The organism is Streptococcus sp. NSJ-72 (assembly GCF_014334035.1).
In the GTDB taxonomy this organism is placed as follows: domain Bacteria; phylum Bacillota; class Bacilli; order Lactobacillales; family Streptococcaceae; genus Streptococcus; species Streptococcus constellatus.
Genome location: NZ_CP060489.1, coordinates 1,324,236 through 1,342,338, shown reverse-complemented (window position 1 = coordinate 1,342,338; position 18,103 = coordinate 1,324,236). Strand labels below are relative to the sequence as shown.

Below are 18,103 nucleotides of genomic sequence, written 5' to 3'. Positions count from 1 at the left end.
TTAGCCTTGAGAAGTAAAACTGTCTTCTTTGAAAATGAGCAAGAGCACAACAAAAAATCTACTAGATAAAGTTTCCTTTAAGCAATAGATTTTTTGTACATAAGCTCCTTACCTCCGAATTTCATTGATTTTAATATAACAAAAAAGTGATTTAATATCAAAAGAGACCTGAGTTAAGTTTTCAATCGGGAATAAATTAATAGGAATATAAAAAATCCCGAAACAATTTTCGGGATGGAGTGTTATTACACATTCAAGACTTTATCTAAGAAGTCCTTTAGACGTGGGTGCTGTGGATTATCAAAGATTTGGTCGGGTTTACCGTCTTCTAAAAACTCTCCGTCAGCCGTAAAGATAACACGGTTTGCCACTTGGCGAGCAAATCCCATTTCATGAGTTACGATAATCATAGTCATGCCTTGCTTGGCCAATTCTTTCATAACATTGAGAACATCTCCAACCATTTCAGGATCAAGAGCAGAAGTAGGTTCGTCAAAGAGCATAATATCAGGATTCATAGCAAGTCCCCGTGCAATTGCAACACGTTGTTTTTGTCCACCTGAGAGGCTATCTGGCATGGCATCAGCTTTATCAGAGAGACCGACTTTTTCTAATAGCTCCATACCGAGTTTTTTAGCTTCGGCTTGTGTCATTCGTTTGTGCTCGACAGGTGCAAAGGTGATGTTTTCTAAAACGGTCATGTGAGGGAAGAGATTGAAGTGTTGGAAAACCATACCGATATTTTCACGAACTAGATCAACATCTGTGTTTTTATTGGTCAAATCAAATCCGTCCACAGTGATGGTTCCACTTGTTACTTCCTCAAGGAGATTTAAACTGCGAAGAAAGGTTGATTTTCCTGAGCCTGAAGGTCCGATGATACAAACGACATCCCCTTCATAGAATTTGGTTGTGATTCCTTTTAGAACTTCATTTTCCCCATAGTATTTATGTAAATCGTTGACATCAATTTTTAACTTAGCCATTATTTAATCCTCTTTTCTAAGCGTTTTGCAAGTCTAGTCAAAAGAGTAATGATAATCAGATAAAAAACTGCTAGGATAGCATACATTTTGAAACTTTGGTAGTTACGAGCAATGATGATTTTACCTGTTTGGAAAAGTTCGACAAGACCAATGGCGGAAACAATTGTTGTATCTTTCAAAGCAATCACAAATTGATTGACGAAATTTGGTAACATGATTTTTGTTGCTTGTGGCAGAATAATCTTTCTCATTGTCTTGGAATAAGAAATACCAAGACTGCGACTGGCTTCCATTTGTCCAGCTGGAACAGCTTGAATCCCACCACGAACGATTTCTGCAATGTAAGCTCCAGCATTGAGTGAAAGAGCAATCGTGCCAGCTACAAAATCGTTAATTGGATTTTGATGACCTGTCATTGATTCAATAAGGTTTGGGATGCCCCAGAAGATAAAGGCTGCTAGAATCATAAGTGGGATCCCACGAATAACATCTACGAAGACTTCTGAGATAATGCGGAGTGCTTTAACAGGACTTACACTAAACATCCCAAAGATGATTCCGATGACCATAGCGATTGCAAATGACAGAAGTGCGAGTGCCAAAGTAATTCCAAGACCACTTAACAATTGCTTGTAGTTATTTTGGAGGAGCCCCCAAATGGTTGTTTCATCAACTGTATTGTCTGAAGAGCTAGTATTTGAGTTTGATTTCTTTAAATACTTATCAAGAATTTTTTGATACTGACCATTTTTTTTGATATTTGCTAAACCATTATTAAACATTTGGATCAATTCAGGATTACTACCCTTTTTTACGGCAAAAGCAGTATCTCCAATAGGAGTTCCTTTGATTGGTGTTTTCAGTTTTTGGCCTTGGCTAATGGAGTATTTAACAACAGGTTCGTCATCCATAACGGCATCCACAGAACCAGAGTTTAGACTGTCATACATAGAAGAAGCATCAGAGAATGTTTTGATTTTGTAATCATATTTACTTTGATTTTTTGTTAAGAAAGTTTGTGAAGCAGTTCCGTTTTTAACACCGATTGTTTTACCTTTCAAGTCTTTATAAGAAGCAATTGTACTTGATTCTTTGACGGCAAGGATAGCGTTTGCAGTATAATATGGTTCTGAGAAATCAAAGGTCTCTTTACGAGCATCTGTTACAGACATCCCTGCAATCATTCCATCGGCTTGTCCAGATTGTACAGCATTTAAAGCAGCGTCAAAACCAGGATTTGTGATTTCGATCGTGAAACCTTGATCTTTGGCGATAGCTTTTATCAAATCCATGTCAATCCCAGTATATTTGTTATTACTATCTTGGAAAACGAATGGTGCAAAGGAAGAGTCGCTAGCAATGGTATATTTTGCTTTGACAGGAGTTGCTTTTTTGCCAGCAGGAGTAGTAGTTTCTGGAGTGGAACTAGTTGCCTTTGTAGATCCTGTCCATTTTGAGATGATTTTATCAAGAGAACCATCTTTTTTCATTTGAGCAAGTGCTTCATTGAATTCTGTTACTAGATACTCATACTTGCTTCCTTTTTTGACACCAAATGCGAAGCTGCCAACAGCTTCCCCCTTCATAGAAATTTTTAAGTTTTGGCCTTGCTTGATAGCGTATTCAATAACAGGCTGATCATCCATCATAGCATCAATTGAACCAGAGTTCAAACTATTATAAGTCAAATCAGTCGTATCAAAAGTTTTAAGATTAAATTTATATTTGTCTTTGATTTTTTCCAAAAAACGTTGAGAAGCAGTTCCGTTTTTAACCCCAACAGTTTTTCCTTTTAATTGTGAATAACTACTAATCGTATTTGTTTTAGTCGTTGCGATGACAACTTTTGTATCATAATAAGTATCAGACATGGTGAAGACTTTTTCACGGTCTTTGGTTTTTGTCATTCCAGCCATGATAGCATCTGCCTGACCAGATTGAACAGCATTGACCGCTGCATCAAATCCAGGGAAAGTCATATTGATGTTCCAACTTTTTAGTTCAGCGACTTTATTGATAATATCTACGTCAATACCTTTGTAAGTTTGATCGGAATCTTTAAACTCAAAAGGTGCATAGGCTGTATCAGATACTACTTTGATTGCATCCGCATGGATATTAGTTGTAGCAAATAGTGGTAGTAAAGCTAACAAAAAAGCTATGATTTTTTTCTTCATGAGTCTCTCCTTTAAATAATATTTTTAAATTATATCAAAAATATCTTCAAAAGGCAAATATTTTTCGTTTTTATGTTAGATTTTATGACATGTAAATTTTCGATTTGTATGTCTAAGAGATAAAATATAAAGTAATAAGCTCAGAAATTTGAAATGATGATACTTGTGTTAAAATAGTAGAAAGAGGTGTTATATGATAAACAGAATTACAGACAATAAATTTAAATTGATCTCCAAGTATGAGCCTTCAGGCGATCAACCACAAGCCATTGAGCAATTAGCGGATAATATTGAAGGTGGTGAAAAAGCTCAAATTCTCATGGGAGCGACAGGAACAGGGAAGACTTATACTATGAGTCAGGTTATTCAAAAGGTCAATAAACCGACCTTAGTCATCGCTCATAATAAAACTCTGGCTGGTCAGCTCTATGGCGAATTTAAGGAGTTTTTTCCTGACAATGCGGTCGAATACTTCGTGTCTTACTATGACTATTATCAACCGGAGGCTTATGTGCCTTCCAGTGATACTTATATTGAAAAGGATAGCTCGGTCAATGATGAGATTGATAAACTTCGTCACTCAGCAACCTCTGCTCTCTTGGAGCGCAACGATGTGATTGTTGTGGCGTCAGTCAGCTGCATTTATGGTCTGGGATCTCCTAAGGAATACTCCGATAGCGTGGTCAGTTTGCGTCCTGGTCTAGAAATTTCCCGAGATAAGCTACTCAATGATCTGGTAGATATCCAGTTTGAGCGTAATGATATTGATTTTCAGCGGGGGAAATTCCGGGTGCGTGGTGATGTAGTAGAAATTTTTCCGGCTTCTCGTGATGAGCATGCCTTTCGAGTAGAATTTTTTGGTGATGAAATTGACCGTATTCGAGAAGTAGAAGCGTTGACAGGACAAGTTTTGGGTGAAGTGGATCATTTAGCAATTTTCCCAGCTACTCACTTTATGACAAATGACGAAAATATGGAGATTGCCATTGCCAAGATTCAGGCCGAGCTGGGGCAACAGCTGGCTATCTTTGAAAAGGAAGGAAAGCTCTTGGAAGCCCAACGATTGAAACAGCGTACGGAGTATGATATTGAGATGCTCCGTGAGATGGGCTATACCAACGGTGTTGAGAACTATTCTCGTCACATGGATGGGCGCAGCGAAGGTGAGCCACCTTATACCTTGCTTGATTTCTTCCCAGATGATTTTCTCATCATGATTGATGAAAGTCATATGACGATGGGGCAGATTAAAGGGATGTACAATGGTGACCGCTCGCGGAAGGAAATGCTGGTCAATTATGGTTTCCGTCTGCCGTCTGCCTTGGACAATCGTCCGCTGCGTCGGGAAGAGTTTGAAAGTCATGTTCATCAGATTGTCTATGTATCTGCGACACCGGGTGACTATGAGCGAGAACAAACGGATACAGTAATTGAGCAAATTATTCGACCAACTGGGCTTCTGGATCCAGCAGTCGAAGTGCGTCCGACTATGGGACAAATAGATGATCTTTTAGGTGAAATCAATGCGCGTGTTGAAAAGAATGAGCGAACGTTTATCACAACGTTGACTAAAAAGATGGCAGAAGATTTGACAGATTACTTTAAAGAAATGGGAGTTAAAGTCAAGTACATGCACTCGGATATCAAGACATTGGAGCGGACTGAGATTATCCGTGACTTGCGCCTGGGTGTCTTTGATGTCCTGGTCGGGATCAATCTGCTGCGCGAGGGAATTGATGTACCAGAGGTCAGTCTGGTTGCTATCCTTGATGCAGACAAAGAAGGTTTCTTACGAAATGAGCGTGGTTTGATCCAAACCATTGGTCGGGCTGCCCGCAACAGTGAGGGTCATGTCATCATGTATGCGGACACGGTGACTGACTCCATGCAGAAGGCTATGGACGAGACTGCTCGCCGCCGTCAAATTCAGATGGCTTATAATGAAGAACATGGTATTGTACCGCAAACAATCCAGAAAGAAATTCGTGACCTGATCAGTGTAACCAAATCTGTCCTGCCAGACAAAGAAGAAGTCGTTGAAATTGAAAGTCTTAATAAACAGGAACGTAAAGATATGATTAAGAAACTAGAGGGACAAATGCAAGAAGCTGCAGGACTTCTCGACTTCGAACTGGCTGCACAGATTCGCGATATGATTTTAGAGATAAAGGCGATGGACTGAGGGATTTCAAGGAGGAAAGCAAATGGACATCACTATCAAAGCAATGGAAACAGCTGAGGAGATAGAAGGGAAGTCCAGAGTTCATTGGCAGACATGGCGTGAAGCTTATGATGAGATTTTACCTGCGGAATTTCAAGAGCAGATGACTTTAGATAAGTGCCGATTTTATAGTCAAAAGTATCCCGGAAATACCTTGATTGCCTTGAATGATGCTAAAGTGGTTGGCTTTGTTAGCTACGGTGATTTTCGAGATTCAGCTACGATAGCGGGTGAAATTTTCGCCTTGTATGTCTTAAAAGATTATTATGGCAAGGGTGTAGGACGGCAGCTCATACAGGCTGCTTTTGCTGCCTTGGATGGTTATCAAGAGATTTTATTATGGGTTTTAGAAGATAACAAACGTGCTATCGCTTTTTATGAAAAAATGGGTTTTGTTTTTGACGGTGAGGAAAAGAGCGTTGACCTAGGAAAAGCCGTGAAAGAAAAACGAATGATCTACTCGAGAAATTCTAAGAGTTAGTTTGGAAATAATAGATATATTTGTAAGGAGCACCATATGTGTTATGCATTTTTACTTCGCGGCATCAATGCCGGCGGGAAAAACAAGGTCGTCATGGCTGATTTGAAGAAGGATTTGGCTGGCTTGGGTTTTGAAAATCCAGTCTCCTACATCAACAGCGGCAATCTTTTCTTTGATAGCAAGGAGCAAGAGGAAAGGATTCGGGAGAGCTTGACTGCTTATTTCAGTCGGTCTTATGATTTTCCCCTGCCTTTTGTCCTTGTCAGATCTGCCATGCTTCAAAAAGAAACAGCCAATCTGCCTGCTTGGTGGCAGGATGAAACAGCCTTTCGGCGAGATGTTCTCTTTTATCTGCCGGAGACAGACAGGGAGAGTGTTCAAGAGCTGGCAGGCAGTTGGGCAAATGATAAGGAACAGCTGCATTTTGGGCAGATGGCTTTCTTTTATAGCAATGCTGACCAAGCGGACTATCTCAAGTCCAACTATCATAAAAAACTGCTCAAATCCAATTTTTACAAGCAACTAACCATCCGAAACGGCAAGACTTTCCAGAAGATAGTGGAGATGGTAGGTACAATTCAAAAATGAATAATTGATAGATTTTGGTCTTCTTTTTGCTAACAAATTTATTATTTGGAAAAAGTTCAAGTTGAAGTAGCGAATTAAGTTGAACGTTTTTAACATTTATGGTATTTTCGTTGTAGAGCAAGAATATATCGATAAGAGATCTATGCTTTTTGTTGTGAACTTTGAAACATCTATATACTAAAATTATGCTATAATAAATGCTATGTATACCAAACCAACTTCTGCCTATGTACACATTCCGTTTTGTACTCAAATTTGTTATTATTGTGACTTTTCTAAGGTTTTTATCAAAAATCAGCCAGTTGACGCCTACTTAGAGCACTTGCTTCAAGAATATGCTTCTTATGATATAAAGCATTTACAGACGCTTTATATCGGTGGTGGGACACCGACAGCTCTTTCAGCGAAGCAGCTGGAGTTTTTGTTAACAGAGCTGACGAAAAAGCTGGATTTGTCATTGTTAGAAGAACTGACTATTGAAGCCAATCCAGGGGATTTGGATCCGGATAAGATTGCTGTTTTAAAGGTTTCACCTGTGAATAGGGTATCTTTAGGTGTTCAGACTTTTGACGATCGCATGCTCAAGCAAATTGGTCGCAGTCATTTAGAAAAAGATATCTATGAAAACATCGTCAATCTGAAGCTGGCTGGATTTGACAATATCTCGATTGATCTGATCTATTCGCTGCCCAAGCAAACTATGGATAATGTACGAGAAAATGTAGCCAAGGCTGTTGCGCTAGATATTCCTCACATGAGTCTTTACAGCTTAATTTTAGAAAATCACACGGTTTTTATGAATCGGATGCGACGTGGAAAACTCCCTCTGCCTAAAGAAGATTTGGAAGCAGAGATGTTTGAATACATCATTGAGGAGTTAGAAAAAGCTGGTTTTGAGCACTATGAGATTTCCAATTTTTCTAAACCAGGTTTTGAGAGTCGACATAATCTTATGTACTGGGACAATGCGGAATATTTTGGTGTTGGAGCCGGAGCATCTGGTTATGTCAATGGAGTTCGCTACAAGAATCATGGTCCCATCCGTCATTACTTAGAGGCGGTCGAAAAAGGTAATGCCCGTGTGAGTGAGGAACACCTTAGCAAACAAGAGATGATGGAAGAAGAAATGTTTTTGGGATTGCGCAAGAAGTCAGGTATTTCTAAACAACGCTTTGAGGAAAAATTTGGTGTTTCTTTTGATCGGCAGTACGGTCATGTTGTAACAGAACTGACAGAGCAAGGGCTCTTAGTACCTGACAAGGACATTGTCCGTATGACCAAAAAAGGTCTTTTTTTGGGCGATACGGTTGCAGAAAAATTTATATTGGAGTAGATTATGGGTTTAACTTATCAAATGAAAATGAAAATTCCTTTTGATATGGCAGATATGAATGGTCATATCAAGCTGCCTGATGTCATTTTGCTATCCTTACAGGTATCAGGGCTGCAGTCCATTGATTTGGGGATTAGTGATAAAGCTATGCTGGAAAAATATAATCTAGTCTGGATTATCACGGATTATGATATTGATGTAGTACGGCTGCCTAAATTTGGGGAAGAAATGACGATTGAAACAGAAGCTTTGTCATATAATCGTTTATTCTGTTATCGTCGGTTTACTATTTATGATGAAGCGGGAAATGCTATTATTAATATGTTGGCTACTTTTGTCCTTATGGATAGAGATAGTAGAAAAGTGCATGCAGTAGAGCCAAAGATTGTTGCACCTTATGAAGCAGAGTTTTCTAAAAAATTGATTCGTGGACCGAAGTATCCAGATTTGAAAGAACCAATTAGCAAAGATTACCATGTCCGTTTTTACGATTTAGATATGAACGGCCATGTTAATAACAGTAAGTATTTGGACTGGATTTTTGAGGTTATGGGTGCAGATTTTCTCATGAAACATATTCCTAGAAAAATTCATCTTAAGTATGTCAAGGAGGTACGACCTGGCGGACAAATTACCTCTAGCTATGATTTGGAGGGCTTGGAGAGTAATCATCAGATTTCTAGCGATGGTGATATCAATGCCCAGGCAAGTATAATATGGAGAAGTTGTGATGACAGAAGATAGTAAATGGTTAGAATGGGCAACTCGTCTGCAAACTTTAGCACAAAATGGATTAGCCTATAGCAAGGATGAATTTGATATTGAGCGATTTCAGGAGATTCGTCAGATTGCAGCTGAAATGCTAGTCACTCCTTCTGGTATGCCACTTGAAAAAGTAAAAGATCTGTTTTGCGATGAGACAGGCTATCAAACACCGAAATTGGATACACGGGCAGCAATTTTTAAAGACAATACGATTTTGCTCGTTCAAGAAAAAAATGGACTATGGGCTTTGCCGGGCGGATGGTGTGATGTGGATCAGTCTGTAAAGGACAATACAATAAAAGAAGTAAGAGAAGAGGCAGGCTTAGAAGTTCAGGCAGACAAACTGATTGCCGTTTTAGATAAACATAAAAATAATCCAGGAAACTCTACCTCAGTACATCACATTACCAAAATATTTGTTTTGTGTACGAGCTTAGGTGGGGAGTTTAGAGCAAATGCTGAGACGATAGCCTGTGGTTATTTTGCTTTAGATGCGTTGCCAGCATTATCTGAATCTAAAACGACTACTCAACAAATTGCAATGTGTTTTGAGGCGCAGGCATCCAATAACTGGGAAACCCGATTTGATTAATAACGTACAGATTTAAAAGTTGAAATAGAAAACTATTTTCAATTTATATAGATTAGAGGAGTATTTAAGCTTTTAAATTAGAGGAGAAAGTGAGTGACTTATAAAGGCTATTTAATTGATTTAGACGGAACAATTTATAAAGGAAAAGAACGTATTCCTGAGGGTGAAGCGTTTGTACATGAGTTGCAACGGCGCAACATTCCATATTTATTTGTGACGAATAATACAACACGTACACCTGAGACTGTTCAGGCTATGTTGGCGGAACAATTCAATGTTAAAACACCTATTGAAACGATTTATACAGCAACTTTGGCAACGATTGATTATTTAAATGATAAAAATATAGGAAAGAAAGTCTATGTTATCGGCGAGGCTGGACTTAAAAATGCTATTTCAGAAGCTGGTTATATCGAAGACACCGACAATCCGGATTATGTAGTTGTTGGTTTGGATTGGGAAGTAGATTATGAAAAATTATCGATTGCTACTTTAGCTATCCAAAAGGGAGCCCATTTTGTAGGAACCAACCCTGACCTTAATATTCCGACAGAGCGTGGTCTCATGCCTGGCGCGGGCTCAATTATCACTTTAATTGAAGCGGCAACTCGCGTAAAACCTGTTTATATAGGTAAGCCAAATGCTATTATTATGGAAAAAGCTGTTGAACGTCTTGGATTGCCACATAAAGAAGTGATAATGGTTGGGGATAACTATCTTACGGATATTCGAGCTGGGATTGATAACGGTATTCCTACACTTTTGGTGACAACTGGTTTTACTCGTCCAGAAGAGGTAGCAGACTTACCAATCCAACCAGATTATGTACTTTCTAGCTTAGCGGAGTGGGATTTTGATGCGCACTAAATTGATCTTTTGGTTGAGCATGCTCTGTCTTTTAGCAGCTACGATTTTATTGACGATTTATCTCACTTGGTTGTTTTATCCTTTGGAAATTTCTTGGTTACACTTAGAAAATAAAGTGTATCTCAACTCTACAACGATTCAGTACAATTTTAATATTTTGATGAATTACCTAACCAATCCATTCCAGCAAAAACTCTCAATGCCCGATTTTCACTCATCAGCGGCAGGATTGCATCATTTCCAAACTGTGAAATATCTTTTTCATCTGGTTCAGCTTGTTTTCCTAGCAACCTTACCAGTAGTTTATTTGTTTGTAAAACATATAATTAAAAAAGGTTATTTATCTGTTTTTTCAAAGGCCGTTTTGAGTATTGTTTGCCTGCCAATTATTGTTGGAGCTATCGCATTTGGAATCGGATTTGATGCGTTTTTTACTCTCTTTCATAAGATTTTATTTGTTGGAGACAATACTTGGCTCTTTGATCCTAGGAAAGATCCAGTGATTTGGATTTTACCGGAAGAATTTTTCCGCCATACTTTTCTATTATTTTTTGCCCTTTATGAAGGATTCGCATTGTTACTCTATAGCTGGAGTAAAAAAAGTTATTTGAAAAAGAAAGGAAACTGATGCAAACAAATCAGCAAGTAAGAAAAGATATTGGTTTATTCTCTGCTTTATGTCTACTATATGTGGCCGTAATGGCAATGATTAGTCTGATTTATCAAACGATTGTAACCTTATTTCAAGCTATTCGTTATTCTGGCAATCTTGAAAAAATTCAAAAAGTAACGGAAAATTTTATGGAACGAGACGGCAGTTATTATTTGATTGCTGTCTGTGCAGGAGTTTTTATCTTTTGGCTGTATCGGGATGGAAAATTATTTAAGTCTGATTTACGAATGCAGAAAAGAGCCATGACTTCAAAAACGTTTGGGATAGTCTTATCTTTCTTGCTTTTAGGTCAATTAGGGTTCGTCTTGTTTAATCAGATTTTTGAAACAATCTTTAATTTATTTGGTTTTACTATGCTTAAAGCTGTCGAATCAGCTTCAGCAGGTTCAGATAGTGTTTCTATGTTTTTGTATGCAAGCTTTTTTGGACCTGTTTCAGAAGAATTGATTTTCCGTGGGGCAGGTTTAAGAACGTTTGAAAAATATGGAAAAATCTTTGCAATTCTGATGTCTTCACTCTTATTTGGTTTGTTTCATGGTAATCTCCCGCAGTTCGTTTTTGCAACTTTTGTTGGAATGATCTTCTCTTATGTGACCTTGGAGTATTCTATTTTCTGGGCAATGATTTTTCATATTTTTAACAATTTAGTTATCGGAGAAGGATTAACTTATCTCTATTCTTTTTTGCCAGACGATGTAGGAGGTGCCTTGCATTTGTTTATCCTGCTAATTGGTGCAAGCATCGCAGTCATTTTCCTATTAAAAAATAAAACAGATATAAAAAGGTATGTACGGAGAAATCGTGCATATCCAGGAACATATCGGCAAGCTTTCCGCTCGGTCTGGTTTTGGCTCTTCATATTTTTTATGTGTCTAACGTCGTTGACATTGATAAGGCATTTATAAAAGAGAGTTTTGAAAGGACTTTCAACTTTCTTTCATTTATGATAAAATAAAGGTAATAAAAGAGGAGCGTGTCAATCATGGAACAAACATTTTTTATTATAAAACCAGACGGTGTAAAACGTGGCTTGGTTGGAGAAGTACTGAAGCGCGTGGAACGACGTGGTTATAAAATTGAACGATTAGAAATGAGAACGAATGTTCCAAACCATATAATTGATCAGCATTATGAAGCTCTATTAACAAAAGATTTTTACCCCGCAATTCGTGAGTATATGACAAGTGGGCCTTTGATTGTTGGTATTTTATCGGGTAATCAAGTGATTTCAGGTTGGCGTCACATGATGGGGACAACCCGGCCAGAAGAAGCTCTACCAGGGACGATTCGTGGGGATTTTGCGCAAGCAGCTGAGGATGGTGCAACGATTCAAAATGTTGTTCATGGTTCAGACTCTGAAGTGTCAGCCAAACGAGAAATTGCCCTTTGGTTCGATGAAGAATGAAGCAATAAATATAAATGTGAATTGAGAGAAGAACTACATTAATCGCTGTTATTCTCTCTTTTTTATTATAAGATTCACGTCTGGTATGTTATAATAAAAAAGAATTGACGATACTTTAGGATATTGAAATTGATTGTTGTATCAAGGAGGAGATATGTCAGATAAAAAAATTCATTTAGTAATTGTGACAGGAATGAGTGGGGCAGGAAAGACTGTAGCCATCCAGTCTTTTGAAGATTTGGGCTATTTTACGATTGATAATATGCCTCCTACGCTGGTTCCTAAATTTTTGCAGTTGGTTGAAACAACGCAAGACAATGACAAAATTGCCATGGTTGTGGATATGCGCAGTCGTTCTTTCTTTTCGGAAATTCAACAAGTTTTAGATGAAATTGAAAATAACGATGGACTTGATTTTAAAATTTTATTTCTAGATGCAGCAGACACAGAATTGGTCGCTCGTTACAAGGAAACACGACGTAGCCATCCTTTAGCGGCAGATGGGCGTATTTTAGACGGGATAAAATTAGAGCGGGAATTACTTGCACCATTAAAAAACATGAGCCAAAATGTGGTAGATACGACTGACTTAACACCACGTGCATTACGTAAAACAATTTCTGAGCATTTCTCGGACTCAACAAAACTCCAATCATTTCGCGTTGAAGTGGTAAGTTTCGGCTTTAAATACGGTATCCCGTTAGACGCGGATCTTGTTTTTGATGTGCGTTTTTTACCAAATCCTTATTACCAACCAGAACTCCGCAATCAAACAGGGCTTGATAAAGCAGTTTATGATTATGTCATGAATCATACGGAGTCAGAAGAATTTTATCAACATTTAGTGGCACTTATCAAGCCTATTTTGCCGGGTTACAAAAAAGAAGGAAAGTCTGTTTTGACAATTGCTGTCGGTTGTACAGGTGGTCAACACAGAAGTGTCGCTTTTGCCCAACGTTTAGCCGATGATTTGGCTAATGATTGGACTGTTCATTCGTCTCATCGAGATAAAGACCGTAGAAAGGAAACGGTAAACCGTTCATGAGAAAACCTAAAATTGCTGTTATCGGTGGTGGTACAGGAATTTCTGTGATTTTAGACAGTTTGCGTAAGAAAGATGTAGATATTGCAGCCATTGTAACAGTCGCTGATGACGGAGGAAGTTCAGGTGAATTACGGAAAAACATTCAGCAATTAACACCACCAGGTGATTTACGAAATGTTTTGGTGGCTTTGTCGGATATGCCTCGTTTTTATGAAAAAGTCTTTCAATATCGCTTTGCAGAAGAAGACGGTGCTTTAGCTGGACATCCTCTTGGAAACTTGATTATTGCCGGAATTTCAGAAATGCAGGGTTCGACTTATAATGCTATGCAGCTGTTGACCAAGTTTTTCCACACAACTGGCAAGATTTATCCGTCTTGTGATACACCTTTGACGCTTCATGCAGTATTTACGGATGGAAGTGAGGTGGCTGGAGAAAGTCATTTGGCAGAGCACCAAGGTATGATTGAACGAGTTTATGTCACCAACACCTATAATGACCAAAAACCAACTGCTAGTCGCAAAGTGGTGCAGACAATTTTAGAAAGTGATATGGTAGTTTTAGGACCGGGATCATTGTTTACCTCTATCTTACCCAATATGGTGATAGAAGAAATTGGGCAAGCGCTCTTGGAAACCCAAGCAGAGATTGCTTATGTTTGTAATATTATGACGCAGCGTGGTGAAACCGAGCATTTCACAGATAGTGACCACGTAGCTGTTTTGCATCGTCATCTTGGGAAAGCATTTATTGACACGGTTTTAGTGAACATTGAGCAAGTTCCTCAAGAATATATGAATTCTAATAAATTTGATGAATATTTAGTGCAAGTTGAACATGATTTTCAAGGCCTGAAAAAACAAGTTCCTCGTGTCATTTCGTCTAATTTTCTTCGCTTGGAAAATGGCGGAGCTTTTCATGACGGTAAGTCTGTGGTAGATGAACTGATGAAGATCATACAGGTGCGTAAATGAGTTTTACTATTAAAGTGAAAGAAGAATTGCTTGGTCTAGGTAGGCAAGACAAAACGGAATTATCTGCAATTATTAAAATGTCAGGGAGCTTAGGAATTGCTAATCAAGGTTTGACATTATCCGTTACAACAGAGAATGCAAAAATTGCTCGCCATATTTATGAATTATTGGCAGCTTTTTATCACGTTAAGTCTGATATTCGCCATCATCAAAAAACAAATCTTCGGAAAAATCGTGTTTACACTGTTTTTTTAAATGAAAGTGTGGAACAAATTTTAGCTGATTTGCACTTGGCAGACTCTTTTTTTGGAATTGAAGCAGGCATTGATCAAGCTATTTTATCAGATGACGAAGCTAGCCGAGCTTATTTGCGTGGGGCTTTTCTGTCAAGTGGCAGTATGCGCGATCCAGAGTCAGGAAAATATCAGTTGGAAATCTTGTCGGTTTATTCTGATCATGCCGAAGGGTTAGCAACCTTAATGCGAAAATTTTTGTTGGATGCAAAAATAATTGAGCGTAAAAAAGGAGCGGTGACCTATCTGCAACGAGCTGAAGATATTATGGACTTTTTGATTGTGACTGGTGCTATGAAAGCAATGACTGAATTTGAGTCGGTCAAACTTTTGCGAGAAGCTAGAAATGACCTGAATCGGACAAACAATGCAGAAACGGCTAATATCGCTCGAACAGTGACGGCTAGTATGAAGACCATTCACAATATTGGCAAGATTATTGATACAGTTGGTTTAGAAAGTTTGCCTGTTGATTTACAGGAAGTTGCTTATCTGCGTGTCAACCACCCCGATTATTCTATTCAGCAATTGGCAGATAGTCTTAGTAAGCCTTTGACGAAAAGTGGTGTCAATCATCGTTTGAGAAAAATCAATAAAATTGCAAATGAATTGTAGGAAATACAAAGAAGTACGGTTTTTGTGTTATATGCAGAATCAATTTAGGGATTTCCGTGAAAACTTTACAGTTTTCTCTTGAATATTTTCAAAAAATGTGATATAGTTATAAAAATTAAATAATCCTTTAAATCTGTCCCGTGAGGCAGACAAGGAGTCAAAGTATAAGATGGTGTTGCACGGTGAGGCTGTTGGTAGTTTCTTTGTGCTTGCCTAGATTTTCTGAAGTCTCCTTGTGAAGGAGACTTTTTCTATTTTTAAGGAGGCTTTCTATGAAAACGAAAGAAGTTGTTGATGGTTTGACAATGAAACGTGCTATTACACGCATTACTTATGAAATCATCGAACGCAACAAAGAGCTAGACAAGATTGTCTTGATTGGTATTAAAACCAGGGGTGTTTACATTGCACAACGGATTCAGGAGCGGTTGGCACAGCTTGAAAAGGTCAATGTACCTATCGGTGAGTTGGATACTAAACCATTCCGTGATGACTTTAAGGTGGAAGAAGATACGACACACGTTCCGGTTGATATTACAGATCATGAAGTTATCTTGGTGGATGATGTGCTCTATACAGGACGCACCATTCGTGCCGCTATTGATAATTTAGTTAGTTTGGGACGTCCGTCACGTGTTAGCCTGGCTGTTTTAGTAGACCGCGGACACCGTGAATTGCCGATTCGAGCAGATTATGTGGGTAAAAACATTCCAACTAGTCGAACAGAAGAAATTATTGTGGAAATGATAGAACAGGATGGTCAAGACCGTGTCTTGATTGCGGAGGGATTATAAGAAAATGAGTCAAGATGTAAAATACGATGTTCATGATATGCCAAAGCCAGGTCTACTTGTAGGATTGTCATTTCAGCATTTGTTTGCGATGTTTGGAGCGACGGTTTTGGTTCCAATTCTGGTTGGAATTGACCCAGCAGTTGCCTTGTTTTCAAGTGGTCTTGGAACATTAGCGCATTTAACAGTTACTAAATACAAAGTACCAGCTTATATGGGTTCTAGCTTTGCTTATATTGCAGCCATGCAAATGTTGATGAAAACAGACGGTATCGCTGCTGTCGCTCAAGGAGCTATTACTGGTGGTCTGGTTTATTTCATTGTCGCTCTCACTGTAAAATTTGCTGGAAACGCTTGGATTGATAAAATTTTGCCGCCAGTTGTTGTAGGACCAATCATTATGGTTATTGGACTAAGTCTGGCCAGCACAGCGGTAAACGATGTCATGTTAAAAGATGGTAAATACAATTTAACTTATTTCATTATTGGGATTGTTACTCTCTTTGCAGTCATTCTTTTCAATATTTATGGTAAAAAGATTGTAGGAATTATTCCAGTGCTGTTGGGCTTGATTGTAGGATATGTCTTTGCGCTCGTTCTTGGAGCGGTAACAGGAGAAGACATCATTTCCTTTACAAAAGTGTCTCAAGCTTCATGGTTTCATGTCCCACCTATGCATCTTCCCTTCTTAGACTATAGCGTTAAATTCTATCCAAGTGCAATTTTAACAATGGCGCCAATTGCATTTGTGACTATGACAGAGCATTTTGGTCATGTCATGGTACTGAATAGTTTGACCGAAAAAGATTTCTTTAAAGACCCGGGATTGGATAAAACTCTTGCTGGAGACGGTTTTGCACAAGTTATAGCGGGGATTTTTGGGGCACCACCAGTGACTAGTTATGGTGAAAATATTGGTGTGATGGCTCTCAATAAAATCTATAGCGTTTATGTTATTGCAGGTGCAGCAGTACTTGCGATTGTGATGAGTTTTGTCGGAAAAGTATCGGCACTCTTACAATCTATTCCAACTCCAGTTCTAGGCGGTATTTCTATTGCGCTCTTTGGAGTCATCGCTTCTAGTGGTTTGAAAATTTTAATTGAAAAACAAACAGACTTTGATAATAAGAAAAACCTGTTAATTGCCAGTGTAATTTTAGTTGCAGGAATTGGCGGCTTAACGCTTCAACTTTCAGGTCTGCAAATTTCGGGAGTTGCTTTATCAACAGTTCTTGGAATTGGGCTCTATCTTATTCTGCCGGAACCTAAAAATTAGTTTAGACACCTAACTTCATTAAAAGAAATATCTCGTATCTAATAAAAGGAGAAATCACATCATGTCATCCAATCAAATCGCTCTTAAAAATGTTGTATCAATGGAAACTCTTACGAATGAGGAAGTATTGAGTTTGATTAAACGCGGAATTGAATTTAAAAATGGAGCGAAAGCTCATTTTGATGAACGACATACTATTTCTAATCTTTTCTTTGAACCATCTACACGAACTCACAAAGCTTTTGAAATGGCTGAATTGAAGCTGGGATGTAATTTGCTTGATTTTGATTCAAAAACGAGCTCCATCAATAAAGGTGAAACCTTGTATGATACGATATTAACCATGTCGGCCCTGGGAGTAGATGTTTGCGTCATTCGGCATCCAGAAGTGGATTACTACAAGGAATTGATTGAAAGTCCAACGATTACAACTGCAATTGTCAATGGTGGAGATGGTTCTGGTCAACATCCAAGTCAAAGTTTGCTGGATTTGATGACGATTTACCAAGAATTTGGGCATTTTGATGGCTTGAAGGTAGCAATTGCTGGTGACTTAGACCACTCACGCGTGGCTAAGTCCAATATGCAAATCTTGAAGCGTCTGGGTGCAGAACTTTATTTTGCAGGTCCAGAGGTATGGAGAAGTGAAGAATTTGCTGATTATGGACAATTTGTCACACTTGATGAAGTCGTTGACCAAGTGGATGTGATGATGCTTCTTCGAGTACAACATGAGCGGCACGATGACAACTCAATTTTCTCTAAAGAAAATTACCACAGACTGCATGGGTTGACTCAAGAGCGCTATGATCGGATGAAAGATACTGCTATTCTTATGCATCCGGCTCCGGTAAATCGTGATGTGGAAATCGCAGACCACTTAGTGGAAGCTCCAAAATCTCGTATTGTAGAGCAAATGACAAATGGTGTATTTGTTCGGATGGCAATTATCGAGTCTGTCCTAAATGGACGAAAAAAACAATAAACGCTAACATGTTGCTGCAATAACAAACGGAGGGCA

General features: G+C 38.5%; 18 protein-coding genes. 16 read left to right on the top strand and 2 right to left on the bottom strand.

The window, feature by feature from the left end; translation table 11 throughout:
* Positions 1-245 precede the first annotated feature (245 nt).
* Positions 246-986 (bottom strand): amino acid ABC transporter ATP-binding protein, encoded by a 741-nt coding sequence (locus H8787_RS06575; protein WP_003032251.1) that lies wholly within the window; start codon positions 984-986, stop codon positions 246-248.
* Positions 986-3,163, bottom strand: a complete 2,178-nt coding sequence (locus H8787_RS06570; RefSeq protein WP_187327718.1) for an ABC transporter substrate-binding protein/permease — start codon at positions 3,161-3,163, stop codon at positions 986-988. The genes H8787_RS06575 and H8787_RS06570 overlap by 1 nt, the downstream gene beginning before the upstream one ends.
* A 193-nt stretch (positions 3,164-3,356) precedes the next feature.
* On the opposite strand from H8787_RS06570, the gene uvrB reads away from it, so the two are divergent.
* From uvrB to H8787_RS06490, 16 genes are all read left to right on the top strand, one after another.
* Positions 3,357-5,345: an excinuclease ABC subunit UvrB gene (gene uvrB, locus H8787_RS06565; protein ID WP_187327717.1), complete on the top strand. Its 1,989-nt coding sequence runs from the start codon at positions 3,357-3,359 to the stop codon at positions 5,343-5,345.
* Positions 5,346-5,367: 22 nt separating this feature from the next.
* Positions 5,368-5,865 carry a GNAT family N-acetyltransferase gene (locus H8787_RS06560; protein WP_003068888.1) on the top strand — a complete coding sequence of 166 codons (498 nt, stop codon included), beginning with the start codon at positions 5,368-5,370 and terminating at the stop codon, positions 5,863-5,865.
* Positions 5,866-5,901: 36 nt separating this feature from the next.
* The gene (locus H8787_RS06555) at positions 5,902-6,453 is read left to right on the top strand and encodes a DUF1697 domain-containing protein (RefSeq protein ID WP_187327716.1); all 552 of its coding nucleotides are present in this window, start codon (positions 5,902-5,904) and stop codon (positions 6,451-6,453) included.
* Between the two features lie 202 nt (positions 6,454-6,655).
* Positions 6,656-7,786, top strand: coding sequence for a radical SAM family heme chaperone HemW (gene hemW / locus H8787_RS06550; RefSeq protein WP_187327715.1), 1,131 nt, complete (start codon positions 6,656-6,658; stop codon positions 7,784-7,786).
* Between the two features lie 3 nt (positions 7,787-7,789).
* Entirely contained in the window at positions 7,790-8,530 is a 741-nt protein-coding gene (locus tag H8787_RS06545) for an acyl-[acyl-carrier-protein] thioesterase (RefSeq protein ID WP_003068891.1), read from the top strand.
* Positions 8,517-9,143 carry an NUDIX hydrolase N-terminal domain-containing protein gene (locus H8787_RS06540; protein ID WP_187327714.1) on the top strand — a complete coding sequence of 209 codons (627 nt, stop codon included), beginning with the start codon at positions 8,517-8,519 and terminating at the stop codon, positions 9,141-9,143. Before H8787_RS06545 ends, H8787_RS06540 begins: the two co-directional genes overlap by 14 nt.
* 93 nt (positions 9,144-9,236) lie before the next feature.
* Positions 9,237-10,010 carry a TIGR01457 family HAD-type hydrolase gene (locus H8787_RS06535; RefSeq protein WP_048800384.1) on the top strand — a complete coding sequence of 258 codons (774 nt, stop codon included), beginning with the start codon at positions 9,237-9,239 and terminating at the stop codon, positions 10,008-10,010.
* On the top strand, positions 10,000-10,638 hold the full coding sequence (locus H8787_RS06530; protein WP_187327713.1) for a TIGR01906 family membrane protein: 639 nt from the start codon (positions 10,000-10,002) through the stop codon (positions 10,636-10,638). Before H8787_RS06535 ends, H8787_RS06530 begins: the two co-directional genes overlap by 11 nt.
* Positions 10,638-11,588, top strand: a complete 951-nt coding sequence (locus H8787_RS06525) for a CPBP family intramembrane glutamic endopeptidase (RefSeq protein WP_187327712.1) — start codon at positions 10,638-10,640, stop codon at positions 11,586-11,588. The genes H8787_RS06530 and H8787_RS06525 overlap by 1 nt, the downstream gene beginning before the upstream one ends.
* A gap of 77 nt (positions 11,589-11,665) precedes the next feature.
* Complete coding sequence (ndk, locus tag H8787_RS06520) at positions 11,666-12,088, top strand: nucleoside-diphosphate kinase (RefSeq protein ID WP_187327711.1); 423 nt, start codon at positions 11,666-11,668, stop codon at positions 12,086-12,088.
* A gap of 154 nt (positions 12,089-12,242) precedes the next feature.
* Positions 12,243-13,133: an RNase adapter RapZ gene (gene rapZ / locus H8787_RS06515; protein ID WP_003068901.1), complete on the top strand. Its 891-nt coding sequence runs from the start codon at positions 12,243-12,245 to the stop codon at positions 13,131-13,133.
* The gene (locus tag H8787_RS06510; RefSeq protein ID WP_003035601.1) at positions 13,130-14,107 is read left to right on the top strand and encodes a YvcK family protein; all 978 of its coding nucleotides are present in this window, start codon (positions 13,130-13,132) and stop codon (positions 14,105-14,107) included. Before rapZ ends, H8787_RS06510 begins: the two co-directional genes overlap by 4 nt.
* Positions 14,104-15,015, top strand: coding sequence for a DNA-binding protein WhiA (gene whiA, locus H8787_RS06505; protein ID WP_006269423.1), 912 nt, complete (start codon positions 14,104-14,106; stop codon positions 15,013-15,015). Before H8787_RS06510 ends, whiA begins: the two co-directional genes overlap by 4 nt.
* 272 nt (positions 15,016-15,287) lie before the next feature.
* Positions 15,288-15,809 (top strand): bifunctional pyr operon transcriptional regulator/uracil phosphoribosyltransferase PyrR, encoded by a 522-nt coding sequence (pyrR, locus tag H8787_RS06500; RefSeq protein WP_003072874.1) that lies wholly within the window; start codon positions 15,288-15,290, stop codon positions 15,807-15,809.
* A gap of 4 nt (positions 15,810-15,813) precedes the next feature.
* Positions 15,814-17,082 carry a uracil-xanthine permease family protein gene (locus H8787_RS06495; protein ID WP_048800104.1) on the top strand — a complete coding sequence of 423 codons (1,269 nt, stop codon included), beginning with the start codon at positions 15,814-15,816 and terminating at the stop codon, positions 17,080-17,082.
* 61 nt (positions 17,083-17,143) lie between these two features.
* Entirely contained in the window at positions 17,144-18,067 is a 924-nt protein-coding gene (locus tag H8787_RS06490) for an aspartate carbamoyltransferase catalytic subunit (RefSeq protein WP_187327710.1), read from the top strand.
* Positions 18,068-18,103 lie beyond the last annotated feature (36 nt).

Bases quoted from the DNA above. Each gene is read 5' to 3' on its own strand.
- H8787_RS06575 (WP_003032251.1), bottom strand. From the start codon at position 986: ATGGCTAAGTTAAAAATTGATGTCAACGATTTACATAAATACTATGGG.
- H8787_RS06570 (WP_187327718.1), bottom strand. From the start codon at position 3,163: ATGAAGAAAAAAATCATAGCTTTTTTGTTAGCTTTACTACCACTATTT.
- uvrB (WP_187327717.1), top strand. From the start codon at position 3,357: ATGATAAACAGAATTACAGACAATAAATTTAAATTGATCTCCAAGTAT.
- H8787_RS06560 (WP_003068888.1), top strand. From the start codon at position 5,368: ATGGACATCACTATCAAAGCAATGGAAACAGCTGAGGAGATAGAAGGG.
- H8787_RS06555 (WP_187327716.1), top strand. From the start codon at position 5,902: ATGTGTTATGCATTTTTACTTCGCGGCATCAATGCCGGCGGGAAAAAC.
- hemW (WP_187327715.1), top strand. From the start codon at position 6,656: ATGTATACCAAACCAACTTCTGCCTATGTACACATTCCGTTTTGTACT.
- H8787_RS06545 (WP_003068891.1), top strand. From the start codon at position 7,790: ATGGGTTTAACTTATCAAATGAAAATGAAAATTCCTTTTGATATGGCA.
- H8787_RS06540 (WP_187327714.1), top strand. From the start codon at position 8,517: ATGACAGAAGATAGTAAATGGTTAGAATGGGCAACTCGTCTGCAAACT.
- H8787_RS06530 (WP_187327713.1), top strand. From the start codon at position 10,000: ATGCGCACTAAATTGATCTTTTGGTTGAGCATGCTCTGTCTTTTAGCA.
- H8787_RS06525 (WP_187327712.1), top strand. From the start codon at position 10,638: ATGCAAACAAATCAGCAAGTAAGAAAAGATATTGGTTTATTCTCTGCT.
- ndk (WP_187327711.1), top strand. From the start codon at position 11,666: ATGGAACAAACATTTTTTATTATAAAACCAGACGGTGTAAAACGTGGC.
- rapZ (WP_003068901.1), top strand. From the start codon at position 12,243: ATGTCAGATAAAAAAATTCATTTAGTAATTGTGACAGGAATGAGTGGG.
- H8787_RS06510 (WP_003035601.1), top strand. From the start codon at position 13,130: ATGAGAAAACCTAAAATTGCTGTTATCGGTGGTGGTACAGGAATTTCT.
- whiA (WP_006269423.1), top strand. From the start codon at position 14,104: ATGAGTTTTACTATTAAAGTGAAAGAAGAATTGCTTGGTCTAGGTAGG.
- pyrR (WP_003072874.1), top strand. From the start codon at position 15,288: ATGAAAACGAAAGAAGTTGTTGATGGTTTGACAATGAAACGTGCTATT.
- H8787_RS06495 (WP_048800104.1), top strand. From the start codon at position 15,814: ATGAGTCAAGATGTAAAATACGATGTTCATGATATGCCAAAGCCAGGT.
- H8787_RS06490 (WP_187327710.1), top strand. From the start codon at position 17,144: ATGTCATCCAATCAAATCGCTCTTAAAAATGTTGTATCAATGGAAACT.